This is a genomic window from Enterococcus villorum (assembly GCF_007990225.1).
GTDB classification, from domain to species: Bacteria; Bacillota; Bacilli; order Lactobacillales; family Enterococcaceae; genus Enterococcus_B; species Enterococcus_B villorum.
The window spans coordinates 26937-47522 of sequence record NZ_BJWF01000019.1 but is presented as its reverse complement, the minus strand read 5'-3'; the positions used below and the strand labels follow the sequence as shown (position 1 = coordinate 47522).

Genomic DNA, 20586 nt, shown 5'->3' with positions numbered 1-20586 from the left:
AGAGACATTGTCTCAAGCGTATTATCGTTCACAAACGGCTAATCGATCAGGGTGGCTAAATGTCTGTTGTGATGATGGAACCTCCATTCCGGGTTATGACGGCTGGGCAGGGATGTTAGGAGAACCCTTGGATCGTCTTCAAATCGGGATTGCCTGCGCTAATCCATTCTCAACCTATGTACCGAGAGATGATTTAGGGCATTATACGGAAGGAACAAAGGTGGATACTACACCGTCAGTGGATATTGATGCTATCATTAATGCTTCAGCTCATGACATTATTACAGAGAACCCTCTTTTTTCTGCCTTTTCTAAAGCGGAATTTAAAGCAGAACGAACCTATGGGCCAGTGGTCGCTCCTGGTGTAGATCTTTGGATAACCACAAGTGCCACTTGGACCGTTAAAGGCAACGAAGGAGCTTATTTTTCGATCAAGAATGGCAAGATTAGTGTCAATGTCGATGATATAGTGGGAGGAATTTTTCCTTCTGGACTTGTAGGAACATTGGACTATCTTAATTTTAAGAAAACGGTTGAAAAATATGCGGTAAAAATTAAAAATGGAGCTATTATTTTTTCTGTAGCAAAACGAAAAGAAGAGCCCGGTTGCCCTGGAACAAAAATCACATTCCAATATAAGACAGAAACAGATAAGCAGGAAGTTGAGACAGAAGTTGGTTTTGAAATGTATTTCAAACAAGTACCTGGCGGACTTGTATCTTATCCTGTAGAAGATTACAATAAACTTTTTAATTGGGGGGGAGTTGCAGAAGTTGCAGTAGTTGTTGGTATTCTAGGAGTTGTAACAATTTTTGCCCCTGGAGAAGCTGTTATTGGTGGTGCCGCTGCTGCTGCTTCTGTAGTTTTTGGGATGTTCACAAAAGTTACTAAACTTATTTTTGATTAGCTTGATAATAGTTTCTATGCCATAACCTGTTATTTAAAATTAGAGATTTATGGTTATCCTTGAATGGCGGTAAATTTATTGTGGAATTTATCCTTCTCTTTTTGAATTTACCAAGTAGATGTCAAAAGGGAGGGATATAACCCTGATAAAATAGCACCCAAGCCACAAAGAGTGTATAGATTACTAATAGAAAGCCAAAGACAGCTCTCAATTTAAGTTGTTTAGCTATTCGTTTACTCTTTTCCATTGGATAGAGAATAATTTTTAATGGATTATCTGGATATTGTTCTAGATATTTCGTCCAAAAATCTTGTTGTTTTTCTATACTTGGAGTTAAAAATTGTAATAGTAAACTTAAAAAAATATATATAGCTAAAGCTAAAAAGATTCCAGAAAAATTATCAGAAAAGTAACAACCAATCATTATACCCTGTAATATTATTATCATAATAAGAATAGTATTATACAACCGAGGAAACTTTATAAAATAATGTTTATAATACTCACGGATGCAAGTTTCTCGATATCTCTTGTCAGTATTGGTTAAATCTGGATATTGTTTTTTGAGTAGTTTTTCTTTTTCAATTTTTAAATGCTTTTTCATTTTATTAATCCACACTGACCAAATACAAACAATAATCGAAAAAAATACAAAGATACTAAAAAGAAGTTCAATATTGAATTCCATACAAACACCTCACTAAGTTAAATAACAATTATTTTACATTTGATATTCGTATAATACAAGTTTTATTTTTGAAAGTTTTCATATTGATTAAAATACGATAATATTATTTTAACGAATATCTTATTTCTTATAAACAATATGCTATGATGAATAAATATTAATAAATAGGAGATTTATATGAAAAAGTTAGGATTATTATTAATTTCATCTGTTTTTTTATTCGTTGGTTGTGGGACAAAAAATGTGGTTGCTAAATATAAATCAGTAACGACTGAAACTTCTATCCAAACATCTTCCACTGTAAGTTCATCAAGTCATAACAAGGCTTCTAGTTCAAAATCAACTGTTACCAGTAAAAGTTCATCAAGTAACAATGAGACAGTTAGTTCTGAATCAGCGTCTACTGAAAATTCACAACCAGCTGTTAACAATACCCAAATGTCTTCTACAACACAAACGACTACTGAAAATTCAACTGTCACGAATGAATTTCCTTATGCAGTGGATCCAGGTCAATTTAATATCCCTACGACTTTCCAATTTAGAGGAGCGAATGTACCAGCTTCCGTGACTCTTGAAAATAATAATGGGCAAATGACCATGACTAGCAATCCGAAGAGTGGCGGAGAACCTACTGTTTATACGGCATCAATTGAAACTATTCCTACAACATCGATTAGAATTTCTTCTTATGCAGGAAATACTATTAGAACGGTAAAAGTCAATACAAAAATTAATTTGTTAAATAAGCTTTCTTCTGCAAATACATCCAATGAATATAGCCCATTTTATGTATTTAAAAATAGTAACGGTGGACTTTCACTAATTACGCCTAATTATGCAGGAAACGCTCCTGAAGGACAAAGTGATGTAATGTTGGAAGCCGTCCATTAAAGACAAAAAGAGACTAGGTCAATGATTAGATTTTTCTCTGATTATTGTTCTAGTCTTTTTTTTTGCGCAACTATGATATTATTTGGTTTTCTAATAGTTCAATAGAACGAGCAAGGTTTTTTAAAGAATAAGTTGTGAAAATTATAATAGGAAACGATCTATAAAAAACATTTTTATTCATAAAGTTTTTTAGACTGTTATTGGAGAGATCTATTTACGTGGATTTTAGGTATAGTTATTTTTTTTCTTACATTTTTTTAGTACGTTTTTTAGAAAAAATACAAGGTGAAAAAGGATCTTATTTAAAGATGATGTGTTACTTTATCATCTTGTTTTATGCATTACTTTATTATGATATACAATTTATCCATCTATAAATAAGTAGATTGGTTCATTGGGAGAATTTATGACGATGATATTTGTAGTTATATCTGTGTGCTTTGCTGTTATTTTTTCTGGTAAAAAAATTTAGCGTGTCTATTGCTGCAAGTTAGATGACTATTTATTTGAAATGAATGTATATGCTTATAATCCGTGTTCATTTTTATTATATTGTAAAACATACTAAAAGGGTAATTTTATCCGCAGATAAGCTTACCCTCTTAGTATGTTTTTTTGTTTTGATTTTCAATCGGTACGCATCTCCTGTAGTGGTTTGACACGTCCACCAATTTGTTTTGCAAAAGCTTCGGAATCTTTCTTTTCCTTAAAGATTAATAAATTTTCTGGATTTTTTTCTCGTGTGCGGGAGCCAGTTTTATCAATGTAACCGTGCAATACTTTGATAACATACATGACAATCACCTGCTTTTTTCTTTTTATTATACGAATTACGTCAGACAACACAAGAAAAAAGGTCCAGAGTTTTACCTTCTCTTAAGAATTAAGCAATGGTTAAATCATTTAGTTTTCTTTAATCAAAGTCTATTTGAACATATTCTTGAAATAAGTGGTCTAGTGTGGGTAGTACTCGATCAATTTTGACCAATTGTTGGGTTTCTGCCAGTAAAAAACAGTGATTACTAGAACCAGTAGTACGCAGTTTGCCATCACTCAATCCATAGATTTCATAGATGAAATCTAATCTTGTCCCATTATATTTTTCAATTTTTGGCAAAATACGGACAGTTTCACCATAGCGAATCATTTCTTTATACTGACAAGTGATAGCCAATACTGGGATAATCACACCTGAATCTTCAATTTTTTTGTAACTAAAACCTAAATGATTAAGAAAAGCCACACGTGACTCTTCCAACCAACGAACATAATTGCTGTGGTGGATGATCCCCATTTGATCCGTTTCGTAATAAAATGGTTCGCGAATATATCCAGTAAATTTTTCCATAATAATTAAAAGCTCCTTGATGATTGATTTGTCTGACTGAAATAGTGCATCCATTGAGGGATTTCTTGACTGATTTGAGTAGGTAACACAACGTATTGTTTTTGTGCGAGTTGATCACCAATGAAACTATGAAGATAGACAGCTGCAGCAACCGTCTCATCATTTTTAGGAAATTGGGCAAGAAATCCTGTGATCATTCCTGCTAATGTGTCGCCTGTTCCACCGGTTGCCATGGCAGCTGAACCAGCCGTGTTTTGGTAATGATCATTTTGTCCATAAATGGTTGTTTGATGACTTTTTAAAACAACAGTTGCGCCTATTTCTCGTTGTTTTTTTTGATTGTTTTCAAGGGTTTGTTCCTCGATCGTAAGACAGCTAATCCTTTGCCATTCCATTTGATGAGGCGTCATAATCGTTTGTTTCGGAAAAGGAAGGGTTAGTTGATTTTCAGAAAACAAAGTCAGTGCTGAACCATCCATGACCAACCATTGATGGCTTTTTTGTTTTTCTAAAACGAATGATAAGTGGTCTAAACTTTTTGAAGAAGTGCCTAAACCTGGACCAATCAATAGCACATCTGCTTTTTCCATAGTAGCCAACATTTGTTCTTTGTCTTGCCAATTGACACACATCGCCTCAGGTAAATGCGCATGAAGTGGTGCATGATTGTGCGGATCAGTAATAACGGTCGTAAGCCCAGCACCGCTATTCACTGTCGCTAACGCACTCATGATAATCGCTCCGCCATACTGATCATTTCCACCAATCAAAACGGTTCGCCCAAAGGTACCTTTGTGAGATTGTGGTGGGCGTGGCGTGATCACTTTTTGTAATAAGCATTTATCTAATCGCATTTAAAGTCCCTCCTTTCTTGTATTATAACTCAATAATTCATGTAAAGTACTGTTTGGGTAAGGAATCACTGTTTATTTGAAGGTTTTTTTTCTTTCATTTATGGTATGATGGACAAGTAGACTTAATGAGTGGAGGATTGATTTTATGACAATCGATTGGCAAAAAGAAGTAGAAGCACGTAAAGAAGAGTTACTTGAAGACTTAAAAAATCTATTACGTGTCAACAGTGAACGGGATGATTCAAAAGTAACCCCTGATGCACCTTTTGGACCTGGACCTCGTGATGCGTTAAAACATATGTTAGCGTATGGTGAACGTGATGGTTTTGTTGTAAAAAACGTCGATAACTATGCGGGTCACATCGATCTTGGAGAAGGAGACGAAACTTTAGGTATCTTTGGACACATGGACGTCGTACCAGCAGGAGATGGCTGGGATACTGACCCTTATGAACCAATAATCAAAGATGGTAAAATCTTTGCTCGAGGATCAAGCGATGATAAAGGACCAAGTATGGCTGCTTACTATGCCATGAAAATCATTAAAGACTTGGATTTAAAATTATCTAAAAAAGTTCGTTTCGTTGTCGGTAGTGACGAGGAAAGTGGTTGGGCAGACATGGCTTACTACTTCGAACATGAAGAAGAACCAGATTTTGGTTTTTCACCAGATGCTGAATTTCCAATTATCAATGGTGAAAAAGGAAACGTTTCTTTTGCACTAAGATTCCAAGGGGACAATGCAGGAGATTATGTGTTGAAAACATTTGTTTCAGGACTACGTGAAAATATGGTGCCCAGTACAGCAACAGCAACTCTAGAAGTACCAGACGTAGAAAGTGCTATTCAAATGGAAGAAGCATTTTATCGTTTTGTAGAAGCAAATCCAATCAGTGGCTCTATTGAAGCAGACAATACGTATGTTAAAATTGATTTAGTCGGAAAAGGGGCACATGGCGCAAGTCCACAATCAGGAATTAATGCTGGTTCATTCTTAGCTTTATTCTTAGACAACTATGAATTTATCGGCTCAGCCAAGCAATTTATCCATGTAGCAGCATCTTATGTGCATGAAGACTTCTATGGGGAAAAACTAGGGGTTGCTCATGAAGATGAAAAAATGGGTAAATTAACCATGAATGCTGGCTTGTTTGCTTTTAAAGAAAATGGAACAGAAGAAGATAACTTTATCAATATGAACTTCCGTTTTCCAAAAGGGGTAACAGTTGATGAACTAGAAAGCAATCTTACAGCAAACACAAAAGAAGAAGGAGCTAGTGTTACACGTGGAGCACGTGTGATGGAACCTCATTATGTACCAATGGAAGATCCATTAGTAGCAACTTTACTACAAGTGTATGAAGACCATACTGGCGAAAAAGGATATGAACAAATCATTGGTGGAGGTACTTATGGACGCCTACTAAAACGTGGTGTTGCATATGGCGCAATGTTCCCAGGTTATACGGATACGATGCACCAAGCCAATGAATTTATGAGCCTAGACGATTTATTCCGTGCAACAGCGATTTACGCTGATGCTATCTACCGTTTGGCAAAATAAAGACGATTTAATTTCATGCTTATTCAACCTGTATCCTTGTTCTAAAAGGCTATTTTTGAAAAAGGATGGTTGAAAAAGTGATGTTCTAATGTGATAGAGATGTGATTTTTTACTTGTTAGGTGAAAAATCACATCTTTTTTATACGTAAAATAATGACTCTTAGAAAACCTTTATTCCTCTTTTTAACTTTTACATAATTATCTAAAAACAATTACGTTATAAGCGGTGTTTCTTTATTTTCAAATAACTAGTTGTAAGAGCCATTCCTATAATACGCCTATCTTATTATAAGTAAAAGCAACAGAATTATGCTTTCCATAAAATGAATGTTTGATCTAAAAAGAAAAAGTTTGCTGATCTAAAAATTAGCAAAAATTCTCAACTAAAGAAAATGTTAGTAAATAACAATAATACGCTCATGCTATCCTGTAATTATAAAAAGGAGTGAAGTAAAATGGCAAGACATAGAGAAGAAGAATATCAAGGTTCAACTTATACGCAACCGAAAGATAAGCCTTACAGTGAAAAAACATTAAAAGAAATTGATAATGATATCTCAAAAGCAGTTAGAAAATATGATCGTTCGGAATCAAAAAGTGATAAAAAATACTTGGAAACTTTGAGAGAAAGAAAAGATGAAATGTTGAAACACAATAGAAATGCTAACAAAATACTAGCCGATCGAGCAGAGAAAGCACAAGAACGAACAAAAAAAGAGAAAGCAACTCAACTGGCTAAAGTGGAAGCAATTAAAGAGAAAGCGAAAAATGAGCCAGTCGATAAGATAGAAATAATAGAGAAAAAAATAGACGACAATTTAGAAAGTATAAAAAGAAATTTAGATAAGATAGAAAATAATTTTTCTTCTAGAGTGAGAATAAATGAAAACAAAGCTAGTTCTGTTTTGGATTTGGATGAAAAAATAGATAAATTTAAAAAACTAACAAAAACTATTCAGTCAAACAAAAAAGAAGTAGATAAATTGAGTGAAATTTGTCAAACGAAGGAACATAAACTTAAAAGTATTAATCGGTCACTCATAAAAAGATTTATTAATCTTTTTACTGGTGAGAAAAAGCAGTTAAAAAGTGAATTGAATAATGATAAATCCTCACTTGAGAAGGCCACTAACTCTTTGAACCAGTCAATTGCATCTAAAGAAAAATTAGAAAACAAACTCCCAGTGATTTTATCCGTTATCAAAGATCACTGTGCAGCTATTACTAATCAATATGTAGTATATCGTGAAGAGAAACTAACGCAATTACAAAGACTTTCGCAAGAACTTGAATCTGTATCAAAACAAACAAAGAATACACAAATAATCAATAAAGAAAAAGCTGAGAAAATACAGAATTTAGATCAGAAAATTGATAAGATAACAGAAAGAATGGATGATCTAAAAGTTGATTTTATATATCAAGTGAAAAATTATCAAAAATTTGAAAATAGTAACTTAACAAAAAATGAGAAGAAACCAATTATTGATCTAACAAGCAACGCTCAAAAACAATTGAATACAGAAAAAGAGAGAAAAAATAAAGATATAAATCAGTCAAAATCTACATTTAATAAAAAACTTCACGAGTCTGAGATATAATGATTATTTGTTAGTAAACAAGCATTGGTTAGTAGAAATAGCATAGTAAAAATATTAGTTCCTTAACAAAACGGTTGCTTTACATAGAAATTATCATAAATCAAGGATGGTCTTTTTTAGTAAAAAACCATCCTTTTTAGTAAATTTAAAAATAACTGTAGTTAAGAAACAAATTGATGTTTTAATCTTTAAATCAATTTTACTGCCGTTCCACTGCAGGTGACCATTAACATGCCATTATCACTGCCTAATACTTCATAATCCATTTTTATACCAATTACCGCATCTGCTCCTAATGATTGCGCGCGTTCTTGCATTTCAGCTAAGGCTTCTTCTCTGGCTGTCAACAATTCATTTTCATAGCTCTTTGAACGTCCACCAAAAACGTTTCGTAATCCTGCCCCTAAGTCTTTTAAGACATTGATCCCTGTAATAACTTCGCCAAAAACGATGCCTTTATAGGCTGTAACTTCTTTACCTTCGACACTGTTTGTTGTTGTAATAATCATGTGATCTCTCCTTTCTTTATTAGCAGTATAACAAATATTAGTCGAGACGTCGCAGGCGAACAATTCCAATTGATCAGGACTAAACAGTGTTTTTCCATTGATAGCAGAGGGGATTATTTGGCTGATTTTTAGTAAAAAATGACTAATCGCTAGTGGCGCATCATTTCCAAAAAGGATCCTAGTATTATATACTGAGTGTATGAAAATTGTTCTTTGGTTTCTAGTATGCTCATTGATAGTCGGAAAATGAAAGCGCAATCTTTGTTTGGGTTTCGATTCAAGAGAAAGAAGGGAAATCATAATGAAAAAAAGTATTTTACTAGTTTCTCATAGTCAAAAAGTGACGGATGGCTTAAAAGAGATGATTGAACAAATGCAACAGTCAAAAGATGTTGCTATTTTTTCATTAGGAGGCGTGAATGGAGAGATTGGTTCAGATCCTATGAAAATCATTGAGGCGGTGAATCAATCAGAAGAATCCACAGCCTATTTTGTTTTTGCCGATATTGGTAGTGCGGTATTAAATGCAGAAATGGCAAAAGAGATGTTGTCTGATGAACAGCAAAAGAATTATTACCTTGTGGATGCACCCATTGTTGAAGGGGCATTTGCCGGAGCTATCACAGCAGGCGTCACCGATGATATCCAACAAATACTGACAGAAGCACAAAATGCAGGAAAGAAAGGTTGGGGATAAGAATGAAAAAAATCATGAATGAAGCAAGTAATATTGTAGAAGAAATGTTGTCTGGGTTAATTAAAAGCTACCCTGATAGAGTTCATCGAGTGGGTAATTCCCGAGTAGTGGCTAAAAATGAAAAAGTCGAACAAGTGGGACTGGTTTCTGGCGGAGGTAGTGGACACGAACCCGCACATGCAGGATTTATAGGAAATGGAATGTTGAGCGCAGCCGTTCTTGGCGATGTATTTACTTCGCCTACGCCAGATCAAGTGCAAACAGCAATCAAAGAAGCTGATCAGGGAAAAGGCGTACTCTTAATTGTCAAAAATTACACTGGTGATGTGCTGAATTTTGACATGGCTAAAGAAATGGCTACTATGGAAGAGATTGAAGTGGAAAGTGTGATCGTGGATGATGACATCGCAGTGGAAAACAGTACCTATACAGCTGGAAAACGTGGAGTTGCGGGTACCGTTTTGGTGCATAAAATTTTAGGCAATGCTGCGAGAAACGGTGCTTCCTTAAAAGAATTAAAAGCATTAGGCGATCAACTCGTGCCAACAATCAAAACGATTGGCGTAGCGTTACGGGCAGCTACGGTTCCTGAAGTGGGAAAACCAGGATTTGAATTAGCAGAAGATGAAATTGAATATGGGGTAGGTATCCATGGCGAACCTGGTTACCGTCGGGAAAAGTTACAGTCTTCTAAAGTTTTAGCAAAAGAGTTGGTTTCAAAAATTTTAGCCGATTATCAAGAAAAACCAAAAGAAGTGGGTGTATTAGTCAATGGTATGGGGGGAACACCCTTGATGGAATTGTTTGTTTTTATGAATGACGTCCAACAATTACTAGAACAAGCAGCCGTAAAAGTTACGTTCCACAAAGTTGGTAATTTTATGACCTCTTTAGATATGCAAGGGTTGTCATTAACGATGATTGATTTAACGGATACCAATTGGCAAGAAGCGTTAGAAAGTGAAGTTCAAACCATTTCATGGTAGGTAGGGGTGAAAAAATGACAATAACGGTAAATGAAATTCAAGCATGGTTATCTGCATTTACAGAAAAAATTGATGAAAATAAAAGCTACCTTAGTGAATTGGATACACCAATTGGAGATGGCGATCACGGCAATAATATGGGGCGTGGGGTTACAGCTTACATGGAAGCTTTTCAACAAGACCCGCCAACGACCATTAGTGAGACATTTAAAATCCTTTCGATGGCCATGATCTCAAAAGTTGGTGGCGCTTCTGGTCCCTTGTATGGGTCTGCGTTTATGAACATGATGAAAGCCACCAAAGAACTGGATACGATTGATTCTGTCACACAATTAGGAGAAATTATTGAAGAAGGAACAAAAGGAATCCAAGCAAGAGGAAAAGCGCAAGCAAAAGATAAAACGATGTTAGATGTCTGGATACCTGTAACAGAAGCGTTGAAGAAAAATCAATTAACCAAAGAAACAATTGAACAGGCCAAAGAACATACCAAAAATTTAGTGGCAAAAAAAGGACGAGCTTCTTATTTAGGAGAAAGGGCGATTGGTCATATCGATCCAGGTGCCGCTTCTAGTGCTTTGTTTTTTGAAACATTACTAGCCACGCTCCCATTATAAATAACATTTTATTTTAAGTCTGTTTTTTTGACAGTGAGAACTGTTGGAAAATTCAGGCTTATTTTTTTGAAATAAGGAATAAGTGTGTACTGGTTATGTTTTTTAACAAAGTTAAAATCATACTAATTTTTCCATCTTCAAGAAATTGTAGGAAAAATAACGGAAATATTTTGTGATATGTTTAAATTATTAACAAATAGAGGGAGTGGGAAAATATGGCAACAACCAATAAAAAATATAGTCCGCGATTATCTACTATACCAGAAGAAGTAGCTGTGGATGGGAAAATCAGACAACAAGACATAGAGGCTTATTCAAGGAAAAATAAAGTGGAAATTGCTGCAATTGAAACAAGAAAAGTAGAGTTGTTAAAAGGATCTAACGTAACGAACTTAGGAACGTTACAAATTAATTGTAATAATCTTCCAATGCATATTGCAACGTTAGAACTTCCGCCTCAGCTCATAAGGGAATATGCATCTAAGAAAGCAGAAATAACTGAACTTACAGAGGGCTATGTAAAATTAGAAAGAATGGCAACTAACAGAGATGAAGACATTAAGTATTTAAAAGAAGATGTTGAAGCAAAGGTCATATTATGTCGGAATGGGGAAAAGGATATTGCTAAAACGAAGAAGGAGATCAGTACGCTAAAACAGACGATTGAAGAAAAACAAATGCAAATCACAGCGATTGAGAATTCGCCTGTAAAAAAATTTTTTAGTTATTTTACTGGGGCAAAAAGTAAGCTACAAGAAGATATTGATTCAACCGAACGTCAAGTATATAATAAAGAAAACAAAGAATTAGTTGCGAAGAAAGAATTTTTAAACAAGCATATGAATCATTTGAATAACACCTTCACAAAGAAGCGACCAGAGTTTGATAGATTGGCGGAGAATGCAGGTAAAATAAACACAAAAATTATGAACTTAAATGAAAAACTGACAAAATTACGCGATGGTGTATCAAAAGATTTATTTACATGTTTGGTACCATTACTTGGTCCAATTCATCAGGCGCTTCAACAGACACAGGCGAATGTCTTGCAGTCTTCCAAATCACTAGAAAGTTTATTAAAACATGAACCGGAAAAATCGAATGACAAACAAGTGTTTAATCATTTGACGAATAAAGCTATGAATAAATCCAACGAACATCAAAATCAACCAGCAAAGGAAGAAAAAGCACACACCATGGCCCAAAGAGCCTAATAGCAGAAAAAGAAAGTATCGGTTATGTAAATTAGCTAGACTTTTCTTTTTTGTATGAGAGAAGTATTCCAAAAAATAAATAAAAATCCCACGACTTAGAAATAATCGGAAGATAACGATTCTATGTTCCATTAAGTCAATCGAGAAAGGAAATGTCAAAATGGCAACCATCAAAGAATGGAGCAGGACAAAGTACATACCAAAAATCTAGTTGCAAAAAAGGTCGAGCTTCTTATCTAGGAGAAAGGGCGATTGATCATATTGATCCAGGTAGTGCTTTGTTTTTTGAAACATTACTAACTACGATTCTGTTATAAATAACATTTTATTTTAAGTCTGATTTTTTTTGATAGTGAAAACTGTTGGGAAATTCAGGCTTATTTTTTTGAAAATAAGACATAAGTGTTGACTGGTTACGTTTTTTAACAAAATTAAAATAAGACTAATTTTTCTGTCTTTAAGAAATTGTAGGAAAAATAACGGAAATATTTTGTGGTATGTTTAAACTACTAACAAATAGTGGGAGTGGGAAAAGTTGGCAACAGAAAATAATAAAACTCAAGTAAAAGAAGAACTACATGAAGCGATTAATCCTATAATAAAAGAGAATACTCAGAAATCCGTTCATTTTGAAGAGGACTTTAGCTCCGGCGAGAGTGAAATAGTCCCTGATAGCATTCCCTATACATTTAAAAATGTTATTCACCAAGATAGCATAGAACTTAGTCTACAAATTCCTAGTGAATCAAGTAAAGAGTTTGAAGCACTCTATAGACCAATCGAACAGATCGGTCTTGAAGGACAACTGATAACTAGTGAAATACTTAAGATGAATAACAATTAAAAAAAAAGGGTCGATTATCTAGACACAATAGATGTAAATAAAATAAACGAAGAACTTAATAAATTAAAACAGAATAAGGATGAAAAAGCGCAGATAAAAAACGCACAACGGCTCAATAAAAATGTAGCAAAAGGAAAAATATTTTATGAAACGATGACAATAGGAGAGTTAGAATATGAGTCTGAAAAAATAGCTTCTAAGATCAAACAGCTGTCTAGTGAATATGAAGAAATGAAAAAAAATATTGATCCAACGTTGAAAAAGCATATGATTCCTGTGTTTGATTCGCTTGATAAACTTTTAACAGAAAATAAAGTGCTCGAAAATAAACTATCGAATGCACTAAAAGAAAACATCAATCGTGAACCAAATTGTGGTCGTGAGTTATTCAATGAAAAAGCATTGATAAGAGTAATATTTCCACCAACTTTAGAAAAAGAATATATCAGTTTAATAGATAATGGATTACTAGAAATAAACAAAGAGAAACAGAAAGTAATGAAACAAATAAATCAGTTACATGAGAAACTTCAAAACAAGGTTCTAAGAAATTTTAAAAACCATGAGTCATTTGAAGTGTCTTTAAAAGAACGTATGACAGAATTAAAGAATAGTATTTCAAAAAACACGAATAAATTAGTCAATTATAAACAAGCAAAACTTAAACGATTCCATGAAATTCTTGGTGTAACTAAAAAATTAAAAGGAGAAATAGCTAGAGATCAACAACAGCTAGCGCTTATTTCTTCTCCTAAAGAGATCAACAATTTACTCCAACAAGCGAAAAACTTAAAGGACAAATTCAACAAACTAAATCTTGCAAGTGAAAAACTACAAGATCAAATGACACCGGAATTAGCGAAGCATGTGATGCCTTTCTTAGAACATAATCATAAATTATCAAAAGAAGCTATGGACACTTTAATGAAGTTAAATCCACTAAAAGGTTTAAGCCTGGCGATAGATACTATTGAACTTCAAAGTAAAAAAGAGCAAAGTGCGCCTGAACAAACACAACATAATAAATTGGCTAAATTGGACACGTTACTTAACAATAAAATAACTAAGGAAAATAATTATGAGAAGTCTGCAGATACTTCAAGGGCAGTTGAATCTAAAAATTTGTATAAAAAAGACATCAATATTGGAAAAGATTATAATAAATATGGAAATAACTTATCTCAAATCGAATTAAAGTTAGCAAAAGAAAAAATACACAATGCGAGAAAACCAGCAAAAAACTCAAAGAAAGTAGATATGAATCATACAACGTCAAGGAAAGTCAAAAATAAAGAAGACTTGGAAAAATAATAAATACACAAATGTGAGAAAAGCAGACAACAGCTAAAATAATATAAATGGCTGATTTATCTAAAAAAGCTGTATATTTTATTATCTAAGATTTTATTTCATTCTTTGTACTGAAGGTAAGTTTTGAAGTGCGATAAGATGGATTTGCTAGTAAGAGATAGTGAATGATTTGTTCATTGGTTATATTCGTTTCAATTGAAAAAAGGAAATACACCCCGAAAGTTAGATGGAAAAGTCTAACTTTTGGGTTTTTTAGTTGTGGGCTGGGATCTTAGTAGTTGTTTCTGGCATGTGCAATAAAACGTCAATAGACAAAAAGAAAATGCTTGCTTGACCATTTTATTGAACAAAAAAATTCCAAATTTAGTTGATCTACCAACAGACTAAAAAGGAGGAACGGCAAAAAACTAGTGGCATTCATCGATTGTTAGATGTTTTTTGCTAAGTAAAAGAAAAGTTTTCCAATTAAAAATAATGATTTTAACTAGCATATGAAGGAGAGAATCGCTTACCAACTTCTATTTCAATAACTATATATAACGTTTTTCATCATATTGATGAATTGTTGTCATGTGATATTATACTATTTTTTTATAACTAAAATGATGGTTATGAAGCGAACTTTTTTCTCTTTGTATGGATTTTATTTTTAACAGAAAAGAGTGATGTGTAAAAATAAAGACTGGTATAATAGTGATTTAATAGAACTATAAATTATTTTTATTGATACATCTATCTAAAATTTCCGCCATTAGGAAATATAGAATAAATAACTAAACTAGTGGGTTCTATACTTTATTTATTAAGATGAAAGGAGTGGGGAAATGTCCACAAATAAAAACAATAGTATCCTAAATACGAAAAAAGCATCAATAAAAATTCCTTCTAAATTAAGAGAAGAATATAACAGCGTAAGTCAAAAGTTGGATAGTATAGATAAGTTTGGACAAAACATTAAGAAGTGGGATGAAGATCGTACAAAGTGTATAAAAGGTAATGTTGATAAAGAACAACTAACATTACTTCAAGAACAGCGAAGGGAACTATATACTCAGTTAAAGGAAATAATTCATGATACTAAAGAAATGTGGAATGGAACGCCAAAGAGATTACAGGAGATTATGGAACCTCGTTTCTTGCATGTTCAAAGTGGATTAGAGTATGCTAAAAAAGTACTTCCTCAGAAAATAAAGACATTAAGTGATCGTCTACTTACACCTGAACAGCGAACATTGAAAGACCAAATACATGCAGCTAGAAAACAATCCCAATTAAAGAAGAATATGAATCATGAAATATCTAGAAGGGCAAAAAACAAAATGAACGGCTTAGAAAAGAGATAACCATGGTATGTTATAGTGACATAAATGGACTAAAAGATTGACAGGAACGAGAAAAAATAATTTGTTGTACATCCTTTTTTTATTGCTCCATTATCTTTTGTTCTTTATACTAAAGAAAAGTTTTGGAGAGTGACAAGATGGATTTGTTAGCAAGAGATTATGAATTATTTGATCGAACAATACATACATTTAAGCAATTGAAAGAGTGCTACACAATAGAAGAAGTCACGCAGGTCAAAGACCAATACAAATTACAATGGCGAAAATGGAAAGAATTGAATTTACAGGCATCAAGCCAATTTCCGTCACAGTGGCAAATGGCAAAACCGAAAATCGAAAGCTGGACGAATGGTTGGAACCTTAGGAGTCATTTTTGGTGTGCGTATCGTCGTGTGGATCGTCAAAAAGAAAATGCCTGTTTAGCAACCTTATTGAATCAAAAACAATTTCAAATTTATCTAATGTACCAGCATTATAAAAGTGAAGAGCGCCAAGGCAGTGTATCTGATTTCAATCGCTTATTAGAAGTTTTAGAGGAGTGGAGTAAAAATATCTCGATTGACGAATATTATATTTGGCCTCAACCAGAACATGAATTGACAGATCATCTGCCATTAGCTGTTTATTTAGCGGATAAACAGAAGCGTTTGACTTTAAAAGAAGCGATGAAAGATAAAACATTTCAAATTGGAAAACTTTATTTTTATCCGAGTGAATATCAAAATTCAGAAGCCTTAATCTTAAATGCTATGCAAGAATTGATGCCATTATATTGTATGTTGGAAAAAGAAGGATAATCTTAAGGTAAGTGTTACTCATTAATCGGTCTACTTTATTAAGGTTGATTGGCTTATTCAATTAAAAACTATGAGTGAGACAGGGGTGGGCTCTTATTCGTTACACGTGTAGCAGAAAAAATAGGTATATAAATTTTTGTTAAACTTTAAAAATCAATTGCTCTAATTGAAAGTTTGTATTTGTATAAAAATAAAAATAAAAATATAAAAAATAATCTGATATGAAGGATTCTGTATGACGTTTTATTAAACAAAAATAGTACGAGATAGTAAAAATAAATGTTCGGTTTTAGCTGTTTTTCAAATGATTAAGAATAGTCAGAGAATTTTTTTTAACTTTTTTATTGACAAAGAAAAAATAGCGTTCTATGATAGATACATATCAATTAGATAACAGGCGTTGATTAAAACACAGTAGTTATTAAAGTCGATGTTTCAGAAAGCTAGTGGGTGCTGCGAACTAGTACATTCTTTAAAACGAATTACATTTTAGGAGCCTATGGCATGAATATGCCACGTGACAGCGTTAAATGTTTGAGTGATATGCTTCAATAAGCATATAAATTGGGTGGTACCGCGATATTTCGTCCCTTGGTTAATAAGCCAAGGGACTTTTTTGTTGTGATCACTGAAAAAACAAAAGAGGCATGCTAGCAGATTTCTGCTTTCATAAAAAAACGATATGGAGGGCTTTAAAATGAATATTATCGATGAATTAACATGGCGCGATGCCATTAATCAACAAACGAACGAAGAAAGACTTCGTGAACTCGTTGACGAAAAGAGTATTTCACTTTATTGCGGTGTGGATCCAACTGGGGATTCGATGCATATTGGACATTTGATTCCATTTATGATGATGAAACGATTTCAGTTGGCTGGCCATCATCCATATATTCTGATTGGTGGCGGAACAGGAACAATCGGCGATCCAAGTGGTCGAACAACTGAACGAGTTCTACAAACAATGGAACAAGTGCAACATAATGTAGACGCACTTTCAAACCAAATGAGAAAGTTATTTGGTAAAGATGCCAATATTACTTTTGTGAATAACTACGATTGGTTATCAAAAATTTCCTTGCTTGAGTTTTTACGCGATTATGGTAAAAACTTTAATATTAATACAATGTTAGCCAAAGATATCGTTGCAAGTCGACTAGAAGTAGGTATTTCATTTACAGAATTTACTTACCAAATCTTGCAGTCAATCGACTTCTTACATTTACACAAAACTTTTGATGTACAACTACAAATTGGTGGTGCCGATCAATGGGGAAATATTACTGCAGGGCTTGATTTGATCCGTAGATTAGAAGGTCCAGAAGCAGAAGCATTCGGATTAACGATCCCGTTAATGTTAAAAGCTGATGGTACGAAATTTGGTAAAACAGCAGGCGGTGCCATCTGGTTAGATCCTGAAAAAACATCTCCATTTGAATTTTACCAGTTCTGGTTGAATCAAGATGATCGTGATGTAGTGAAATACTTGAAATTCTTTACATTCTTATCTCAAGAAGAAATCAATGAATTAGCGAAGAAAGTTGAAACACAACCTGAAAAACGTGAAGCACAACGTCGTTTAGCAGAAGAAGTGACAACATTTGTCCATAGTGAAGAAGACTTGAAAGAAGCACAAAAAATAACAGAAGCATTGTTCTCTGGAAATATCAAAGAATTAAATGCAGCTGAAATTGCGCAAGGATTTGGTAAAATGCCAAACGTTGAAATTTCAAGCAACCCTGAAAATATCGTGGAATTACTTGTTTCCACAAAAATTGAACCATCGAAACGTCAAGCACGTGAAGATGTTTCAAATGGAGCTATTAGTATTAACGGTGACCGTGTGACCGATTTAAATTTTGTCATAGATCCATCGAAGGAATTTGATGGTAAGTTTGTGGTTATTCGAAAAGGAAAGAAAAATTACTTTTTGGCCAAAGTAATTGATTAGAATTTAGTAAATTTTTAATATGTAAATGGTTAAAAATATGACAAGATTCCAATTTTGAAACCCATACTAAAAAGAGGACGCTGGTTCTCGTTAATACAAACTTTGCGAGGGAATTTACATTTGTAAATTCCCTCGTTTTTTAAATTTTTCTAAATGTGTGAACAATTCGGACAATTGAAGATTATTACAAAAAGATTAAAAAAATGATTGTGAGGAAGTTTACAGAATTAAAAAACAGGTGTAATGTAGGGCTCGACAAAATTTAAATCTTTTTTTAGGAGGGCTTCACATGGAATCATTGTCAAATGAATTGAACCTAAATGCACTATTTATCGGTGACAAAGCAGAGAACGGCCAACTCTATAAAACTTTGTTGAACGATTTAGTTGATGAACATTTAGGTTGGCGACAAAACTACATGCCTCAAGACATGCCTGTTATTACGCCAGAAGAACAAAAGAGTGCAAGTTTTGAACATACGGTGAATAAAACGAAAGACGTTTTATCAGAGATTTCAGCACGTATGCGTACACACTCAGTGCCATGGCATACAGCCGGACGGTACTGGGGGCATATGAATTCTGAAACATTAATGCCATCTTTACTAGCTTATAATTTTGCTATGTTATGGAATGGGAATAACGTTGCTTATGAATCTTCTCCAGCAACAAGTCAAATGGAAGAAGAAGTAGGTTTGGAATTTGCAAAATTGATGAGTTATAAAGATGGCTGGGGACACATTGTAGCTGATGGCTCTTTAGCAAATCTTGAAGGACTTTGGTATGCACGTAATATCAAATCGTTACCTCTTGCGATGCAAGAAGTTGTGCCTGAATTAGTTGCAGGTAAAAGCGATTGGGAATTAATGAACATGACGACCGAAGAAATCATGAATTTGTTAGATCGTGTGCCAGAAAAAATCGATGACATCAAAGCACATTCTGCACGTAGCGGAAAACATTTAGAAAAATTAGGGAAATGGTTAGTGCCACAAACAAAACACTATTCATGGTTAAAAGCTGCTGACATCATTGGTATTGGATTAGACCAAGTCATTCCTGTACCAGTCGATCACAATTATCGCATGGACATCAATGAACTTGAAAAAATCGTGCTTGGTTTAGCAGCTGAAAAAACACCAATTTTAGGTGTAGTCGGTGTTGTTGGCTCAACTGAAGAAGGTGCAATTGATGGGATTGATAAAATTGTTGCCTTACGTCGTGTATTAGAAAAAGACGGCATTTACTTCTACTTACACGTAGATGCGGCTTATGGTGGTTATGGTCGTGCGATTTTCTTAGACGAGGACAACAACTTTATTCCTTTTGAAGAATTAAAAGACGTTCACGCAAAAAATAATGTCTTTACTGAAAATAAAATTTATATTTTAGAAGAAGTGCATAGTGCGTATAAAGCAATTGAAGAAGCAGAATCTGTCACAATTGATCCACATAAAATGGGGTATGTTCCTTATTCAGCTGGTGGTATCGTGATCAAAGATGTACGCATGAGAGACGTAATCTCTTATTTTGCTACTTATGTATTTGAAAAAGGCGCAGATATTCCAGCGCTACTTGGTGCTTATATTTTGGAAGGGTCAAAGGCAGGAGCAACAGCTGCTAGTGTTTGGGCTGCACACCATGTCTTGCCATTAAATGTTACTGGATATGGTAAATTGATGGGTGCTTCAATCGAAGGAGCACATCGCTTCTATAATTTCTTACAAAGTTTATCATTCAAAGTTGGTGACAAAGAAATCGAAGTACATCCACTAACTTACCCAGATTTTAATATGGTAGACTACGTATTTAAAGAAAAAGGCAATGATGATCTAGTAGCAATGAATCAATTGAATCATGATGTCTATGACTATTCTTCTTATGTAAAAGGAAGCATTTATGGCAATGAATTTTTAACTTCTCATACTGATTTTGCTATTCCTGATTACGGAAACAGCCCATTACAATTTGTGAACCAATTAGGTTTCTCAGATGAAGAATGGCAACGTGCAGGAAAAGTAACAGTTTTACGTGCCAGTGTAATGACACCATATATGAACAAAGAAGAAAACTTTGAAGCGTACGCTGAGAAAATCAAAGCAGCTCTTCAAGAAAAATTAGAAAAAATCTACGCCAATCAATTATTAACAAGCGAAGCAAAATAATCAAATAAAAGTCATACTAATTCCGTATGAAAATACGGAATTAGATGTCTTTTCTTTTGTGGTTGTCTTTGAAAAAAAGCAAGTGATCAATTCAAAACAGCCGAGGTTGTGACTTAGCTTTGCGTTCTTTTTACATCCTTGTCAAAAGGGGTTAATGAATGGATTAGGTAGAACGAGCAAGAGGTTATTTTATATTTTTCTTTTTAGCGAAATATAAAATCTAGTCATGAAACATTGTTTTTACTTTAAAAGTTGGCAATAAGCAACCTCTTTGCTTTTGCTGTTATAACTTGC

General features: G+C 33.8%; 18 protein-coding genes, 2 pseudogenes and 1 other annotated feature. Of the genes and pseudogenes, 15 read left to right on the top strand and 5 right to left on the bottom strand.

Annotated elements, in window-relative coordinates:
- Nucleotides 1-907, top strand: a pseudogene (locus tag EVI01_RS14315) (phage tail tip lysozyme); the annotation flags it as partial.
- Nucleotides 908-1028: 121 nt separating this feature from the next.
- Here the strand turns inward: EVI01_RS14315 and EVI01_RS08200 are convergent.
- Nucleotides 1029-1595: a hypothetical protein gene (locus tag EVI01_RS08200; RefSeq protein WP_010750587.1), complete on the bottom strand. Its 567-nt coding sequence runs from the start codon at nt 1593-1595 to the stop codon at nt 1029-1031.
- Nucleotides 1596-1772: 177 nt separating this feature from the next.
- Here EVI01_RS08200 and EVI01_RS08195 point away from each other — a divergent pair, with 177 nt between their 5' ends.
- Complete coding sequence (locus tag EVI01_RS08195; protein WP_010750586.1) at nt 1773-2489, top strand: hypothetical protein; 717 nt, start codon at nt 1773-1775, stop codon at nt 2487-2489.
- Between the two features lie 627 nt (nt 2490-3116).
- Here the strand turns inward: EVI01_RS08195 and EVI01_RS13670 are convergent.
- The 3 genes from EVI01_RS13670 to EVI01_RS08185 all read right to left on the bottom strand — a co-directional run bounded on the left by EVI01_RS13670 (nt 3117) and on the right by EVI01_RS08185 (nt 4691).
- Nucleotides 3117-3284 carry a hypothetical protein gene (locus EVI01_RS13670; protein ID WP_010750585.1) on the bottom strand — a complete coding sequence of 56 codons (168 nt, stop codon included), beginning with the start codon at nt 3282-3284 and terminating at the stop codon, nt 3117-3119.
- A gap of 118 nt (nt 3285-3402) precedes the next feature.
- Nucleotides 3403-3837 carry an acyl-CoA thioesterase gene (locus EVI01_RS08190; RefSeq protein WP_010750584.1) on the bottom strand — a complete coding sequence of 145 codons (435 nt, stop codon included), beginning with the start codon at nt 3835-3837 and terminating at the stop codon, nt 3403-3405.
- Nucleotides 3838-3842: 5 nt separating this feature from the next.
- Nucleotides 3843-4691 (bottom strand): NAD(P)H-hydrate dehydratase, encoded by an 849-nt coding sequence (locus EVI01_RS08185; RefSeq protein WP_010750583.1) that lies wholly within the window; start codon nt 4689-4691, stop codon nt 3843-3845.
- Between the two features lie 145 nt (nt 4692-4836).
- Between EVI01_RS08185 and pepV the strand changes: the two genes are divergently transcribed.
- Nucleotides 4837-6255 (top strand): dipeptidase PepV, encoded by a 1419-nt coding sequence (pepV, locus tag EVI01_RS08180; protein ID WP_010750582.1) that lies wholly within the window; start codon nt 4837-4839, stop codon nt 6253-6255.
- A 455-nt stretch (nt 6256-6710) separates the two neighbouring features.
- The gene (locus EVI01_RS08175; protein ID WP_010750581.1) at nt 6711-7856 is read left to right on the top strand and encodes a hypothetical protein; all 1146 of its coding nucleotides are present in this window, start codon (nt 6711-6713) and stop codon (nt 7854-7856) included.
- Nucleotides 7857-8044: 188 nt separating this feature from the next.
- Here EVI01_RS08175 and EVI01_RS08170 read toward each other — a convergent pair whose 3' ends face one another.
- Nucleotides 8045-8365: a putative heavy metal-binding protein gene (locus EVI01_RS08170; RefSeq protein WP_010750580.1), complete on the bottom strand. Its 321-nt coding sequence runs from the start codon at nt 8363-8365 to the stop codon at nt 8045-8047.
- Nucleotides 8366-8666: 301 nt separating this feature from the next.
- Here EVI01_RS08170 and dhaM point away from each other — a divergent pair, with 301 nt between their 5' ends.
- The 11 genes and pseudogenes from dhaM (at nt 8667) to tdc (ending at nt 20292) form a co-directional block, all read left to right on the top strand.
- Nucleotides 8667-9062, top strand: a complete 396-nt coding sequence (gene dhaM / locus EVI01_RS08165; RefSeq protein WP_010750579.1) for a dihydroxyacetone kinase phosphoryl donor subunit DhaM — start codon at nt 8667-8669, stop codon at nt 9060-9062.
- A 2-nt stretch (nt 9063-9064) separates the two neighbouring features.
- A complete protein-coding gene (gene dhaK, locus EVI01_RS08160; protein ID WP_010750578.1) occupies nt 9065-10048 on the top strand; it encodes a dihydroxyacetone kinase subunit DhaK in 984 nt (327 codons plus the stop codon).
- A 14-nt stretch (nt 10049-10062) separates the two neighbouring features.
- Nucleotides 10063-10665, top strand: a complete 603-nt coding sequence (gene dhaL / locus EVI01_RS08155; RefSeq protein ID WP_010750577.1) for a dihydroxyacetone kinase subunit DhaL — start codon at nt 10063-10065, stop codon at nt 10663-10665.
- A gap of 215 nt (nt 10666-10880) precedes the next feature.
- Nucleotides 10881-11879 (top strand): hypothetical protein, encoded by a 999-nt coding sequence (locus tag EVI01_RS08150; RefSeq protein ID WP_010750576.1) that lies wholly within the window; start codon nt 10881-10883, stop codon nt 11877-11879.
- Between the two features lie 183 nt (nt 11880-12062).
- Nucleotides 12063-12196: pseudogene (locus EVI01_RS08145) on the top strand (DAK2 domain-containing protein); the annotation flags it as partial.
- Nucleotides 12197-12414: 218 nt separating this feature from the next.
- Nucleotides 12415-12723, top strand: coding sequence for a hypothetical protein (locus EVI01_RS08140; RefSeq protein WP_010750574.1), 309 nt, complete (start codon nt 12415-12417; stop codon nt 12721-12723).
- Between the two features lie 231 nt (nt 12724-12954).
- Nucleotides 12955-14034 carry a hypothetical protein gene (locus EVI01_RS08135; protein WP_146811601.1) on the top strand — a complete coding sequence of 360 codons (1080 nt, stop codon included), beginning with the start codon at nt 12955-12957 and terminating at the stop codon, nt 14032-14034.
- A gap of 824 nt (nt 14035-14858) precedes the next feature.
- Nucleotides 14859-15377, top strand: coding sequence for a hypothetical protein (locus EVI01_RS08130; protein ID WP_010750572.1), 519 nt, complete (start codon nt 14859-14861; stop codon nt 15375-15377).
- Nucleotides 15378-15514: 137 nt separating this feature from the next.
- Nucleotides 15515-16174, top strand: a complete 660-nt coding sequence (locus tag EVI01_RS08125) for an HI_0552 family protein (RefSeq protein WP_010750571.1) — start codon at nt 15515-15517, stop codon at nt 16172-16174.
- Between the two features lie 391 nt (nt 16175-16565).
- Nucleotides 16566-16769 (top strand) — a binding site (T-box leader).
- Between the two features lie 102 nt (nt 16770-16871).
- The gene (gene tyrS / locus EVI01_RS08120) at nt 16872-18128 is read left to right on the top strand and encodes a tyrosine--tRNA ligase (RefSeq protein ID WP_010750570.1); all 1257 of its coding nucleotides are present in this window, start codon (nt 16872-16874) and stop codon (nt 18126-18128) included.
- A 289-nt stretch (nt 18129-18417) separates the two neighbouring features.
- The gene (tdc, locus tag EVI01_RS08115) at nt 18418-20292 is read left to right on the top strand and encodes a tyrosine decarboxylase (RefSeq protein ID WP_010750569.1); all 1875 of its coding nucleotides are present in this window, start codon (nt 18418-18420) and stop codon (nt 20290-20292) included.
- The last annotated feature ends 294 nt before the right edge of the window (nt 20293-20586 follow it).

Excerpts from the sequence above, each read along its gene's own strand:
- EVI01_RS08195 (WP_010750586.1), top strand. The coding sequence starts at position 1,773 with ATGAAAAAGTTAGGATTATTATTAATTTCATCTGTTTTTTTATTCGTT.
- pepV (WP_010750582.1), top strand. The coding sequence starts at position 4,837 with ATGACAATCGATTGGCAAAAAGAAGTAGAAGCACGTAAAGAAGAGTTA.
- EVI01_RS08185 (WP_010750583.1), bottom strand. The coding sequence starts at position 4,691 with ATGCGATTAGATAAATGCTTATTACAAAAAGTGATCACGCCACGCCCA.
- EVI01_RS08130 (WP_010750572.1), top strand. The coding sequence starts at position 14,859 with ATGTCCACAAATAAAAACAATAGTATCCTAAATACGAAAAAAGCATCA.
- EVI01_RS08175 (WP_010750581.1), top strand. The coding sequence starts at position 6,711 with ATGGCAAGACATAGAGAAGAAGAATATCAAGGTTCAACTTATACGCAA.
- EVI01_RS08200 (WP_010750587.1), bottom strand. The coding sequence starts at position 1,595 with ATGGAATTCAATATTGAACTTCTTTTTAGTATCTTTGTATTTTTTTCG.
- EVI01_RS08150 (WP_010750576.1), top strand. The coding sequence starts at position 10,881 with ATGGCAACAACCAATAAAAAATATAGTCCGCGATTATCTACTATACCA.
- dhaL (WP_010750577.1), top strand. The coding sequence starts at position 10,063 with ATGACAATAACGGTAAATGAAATTCAAGCATGGTTATCTGCATTTACA.
- dhaM (WP_010750579.1), top strand. The coding sequence starts at position 8,667 with ATGAAAAAAAGTATTTTACTAGTTTCTCATAGTCAAAAAGTGACGGAT.
- EVI01_RS08190 (WP_010750584.1), bottom strand. The coding sequence starts at position 3,837 with ATGGAAAAATTTACTGGATATATTCGCGAACCATTTTATTACGAAACG.
- EVI01_RS08170 (WP_010750580.1), bottom strand. The coding sequence starts at position 8,365 with ATGATTATTACAACAACAAACAGTGTCGAAGGTAAAGAAGTTACAGCC.
- dhaK (WP_010750578.1), top strand. The coding sequence starts at position 9,065 with ATGAAAAAAATCATGAATGAAGCAAGTAATATTGTAGAAGAAATGTTG.
- tdc (WP_010750569.1), top strand. The coding sequence starts at position 18,418 with ATGGAATCATTGTCAAATGAATTGAACCTAAATGCACTATTTATCGGT.
- tyrS (WP_010750570.1), top strand. The coding sequence starts at position 16,872 with ATGAATATTATCGATGAATTAACATGGCGCGATGCCATTAATCAACAA.
- EVI01_RS08125 (WP_010750571.1), top strand. The coding sequence starts at position 15,515 with ATGGATTTGTTAGCAAGAGATTATGAATTATTTGATCGAACAATACAT.
- EVI01_RS08135 (WP_146811601.1), top strand. The coding sequence starts at position 12,955 with ATGAAAAAAAATATTGATCCAACGTTGAAAAAGCATATGATTCCTGTG.
- EVI01_RS13670 (WP_010750585.1), bottom strand. The coding sequence starts at position 3,284 with ATGTATGTTATCAAAGTATTGCACGGTTACATTGATAAAACTGGCTCC.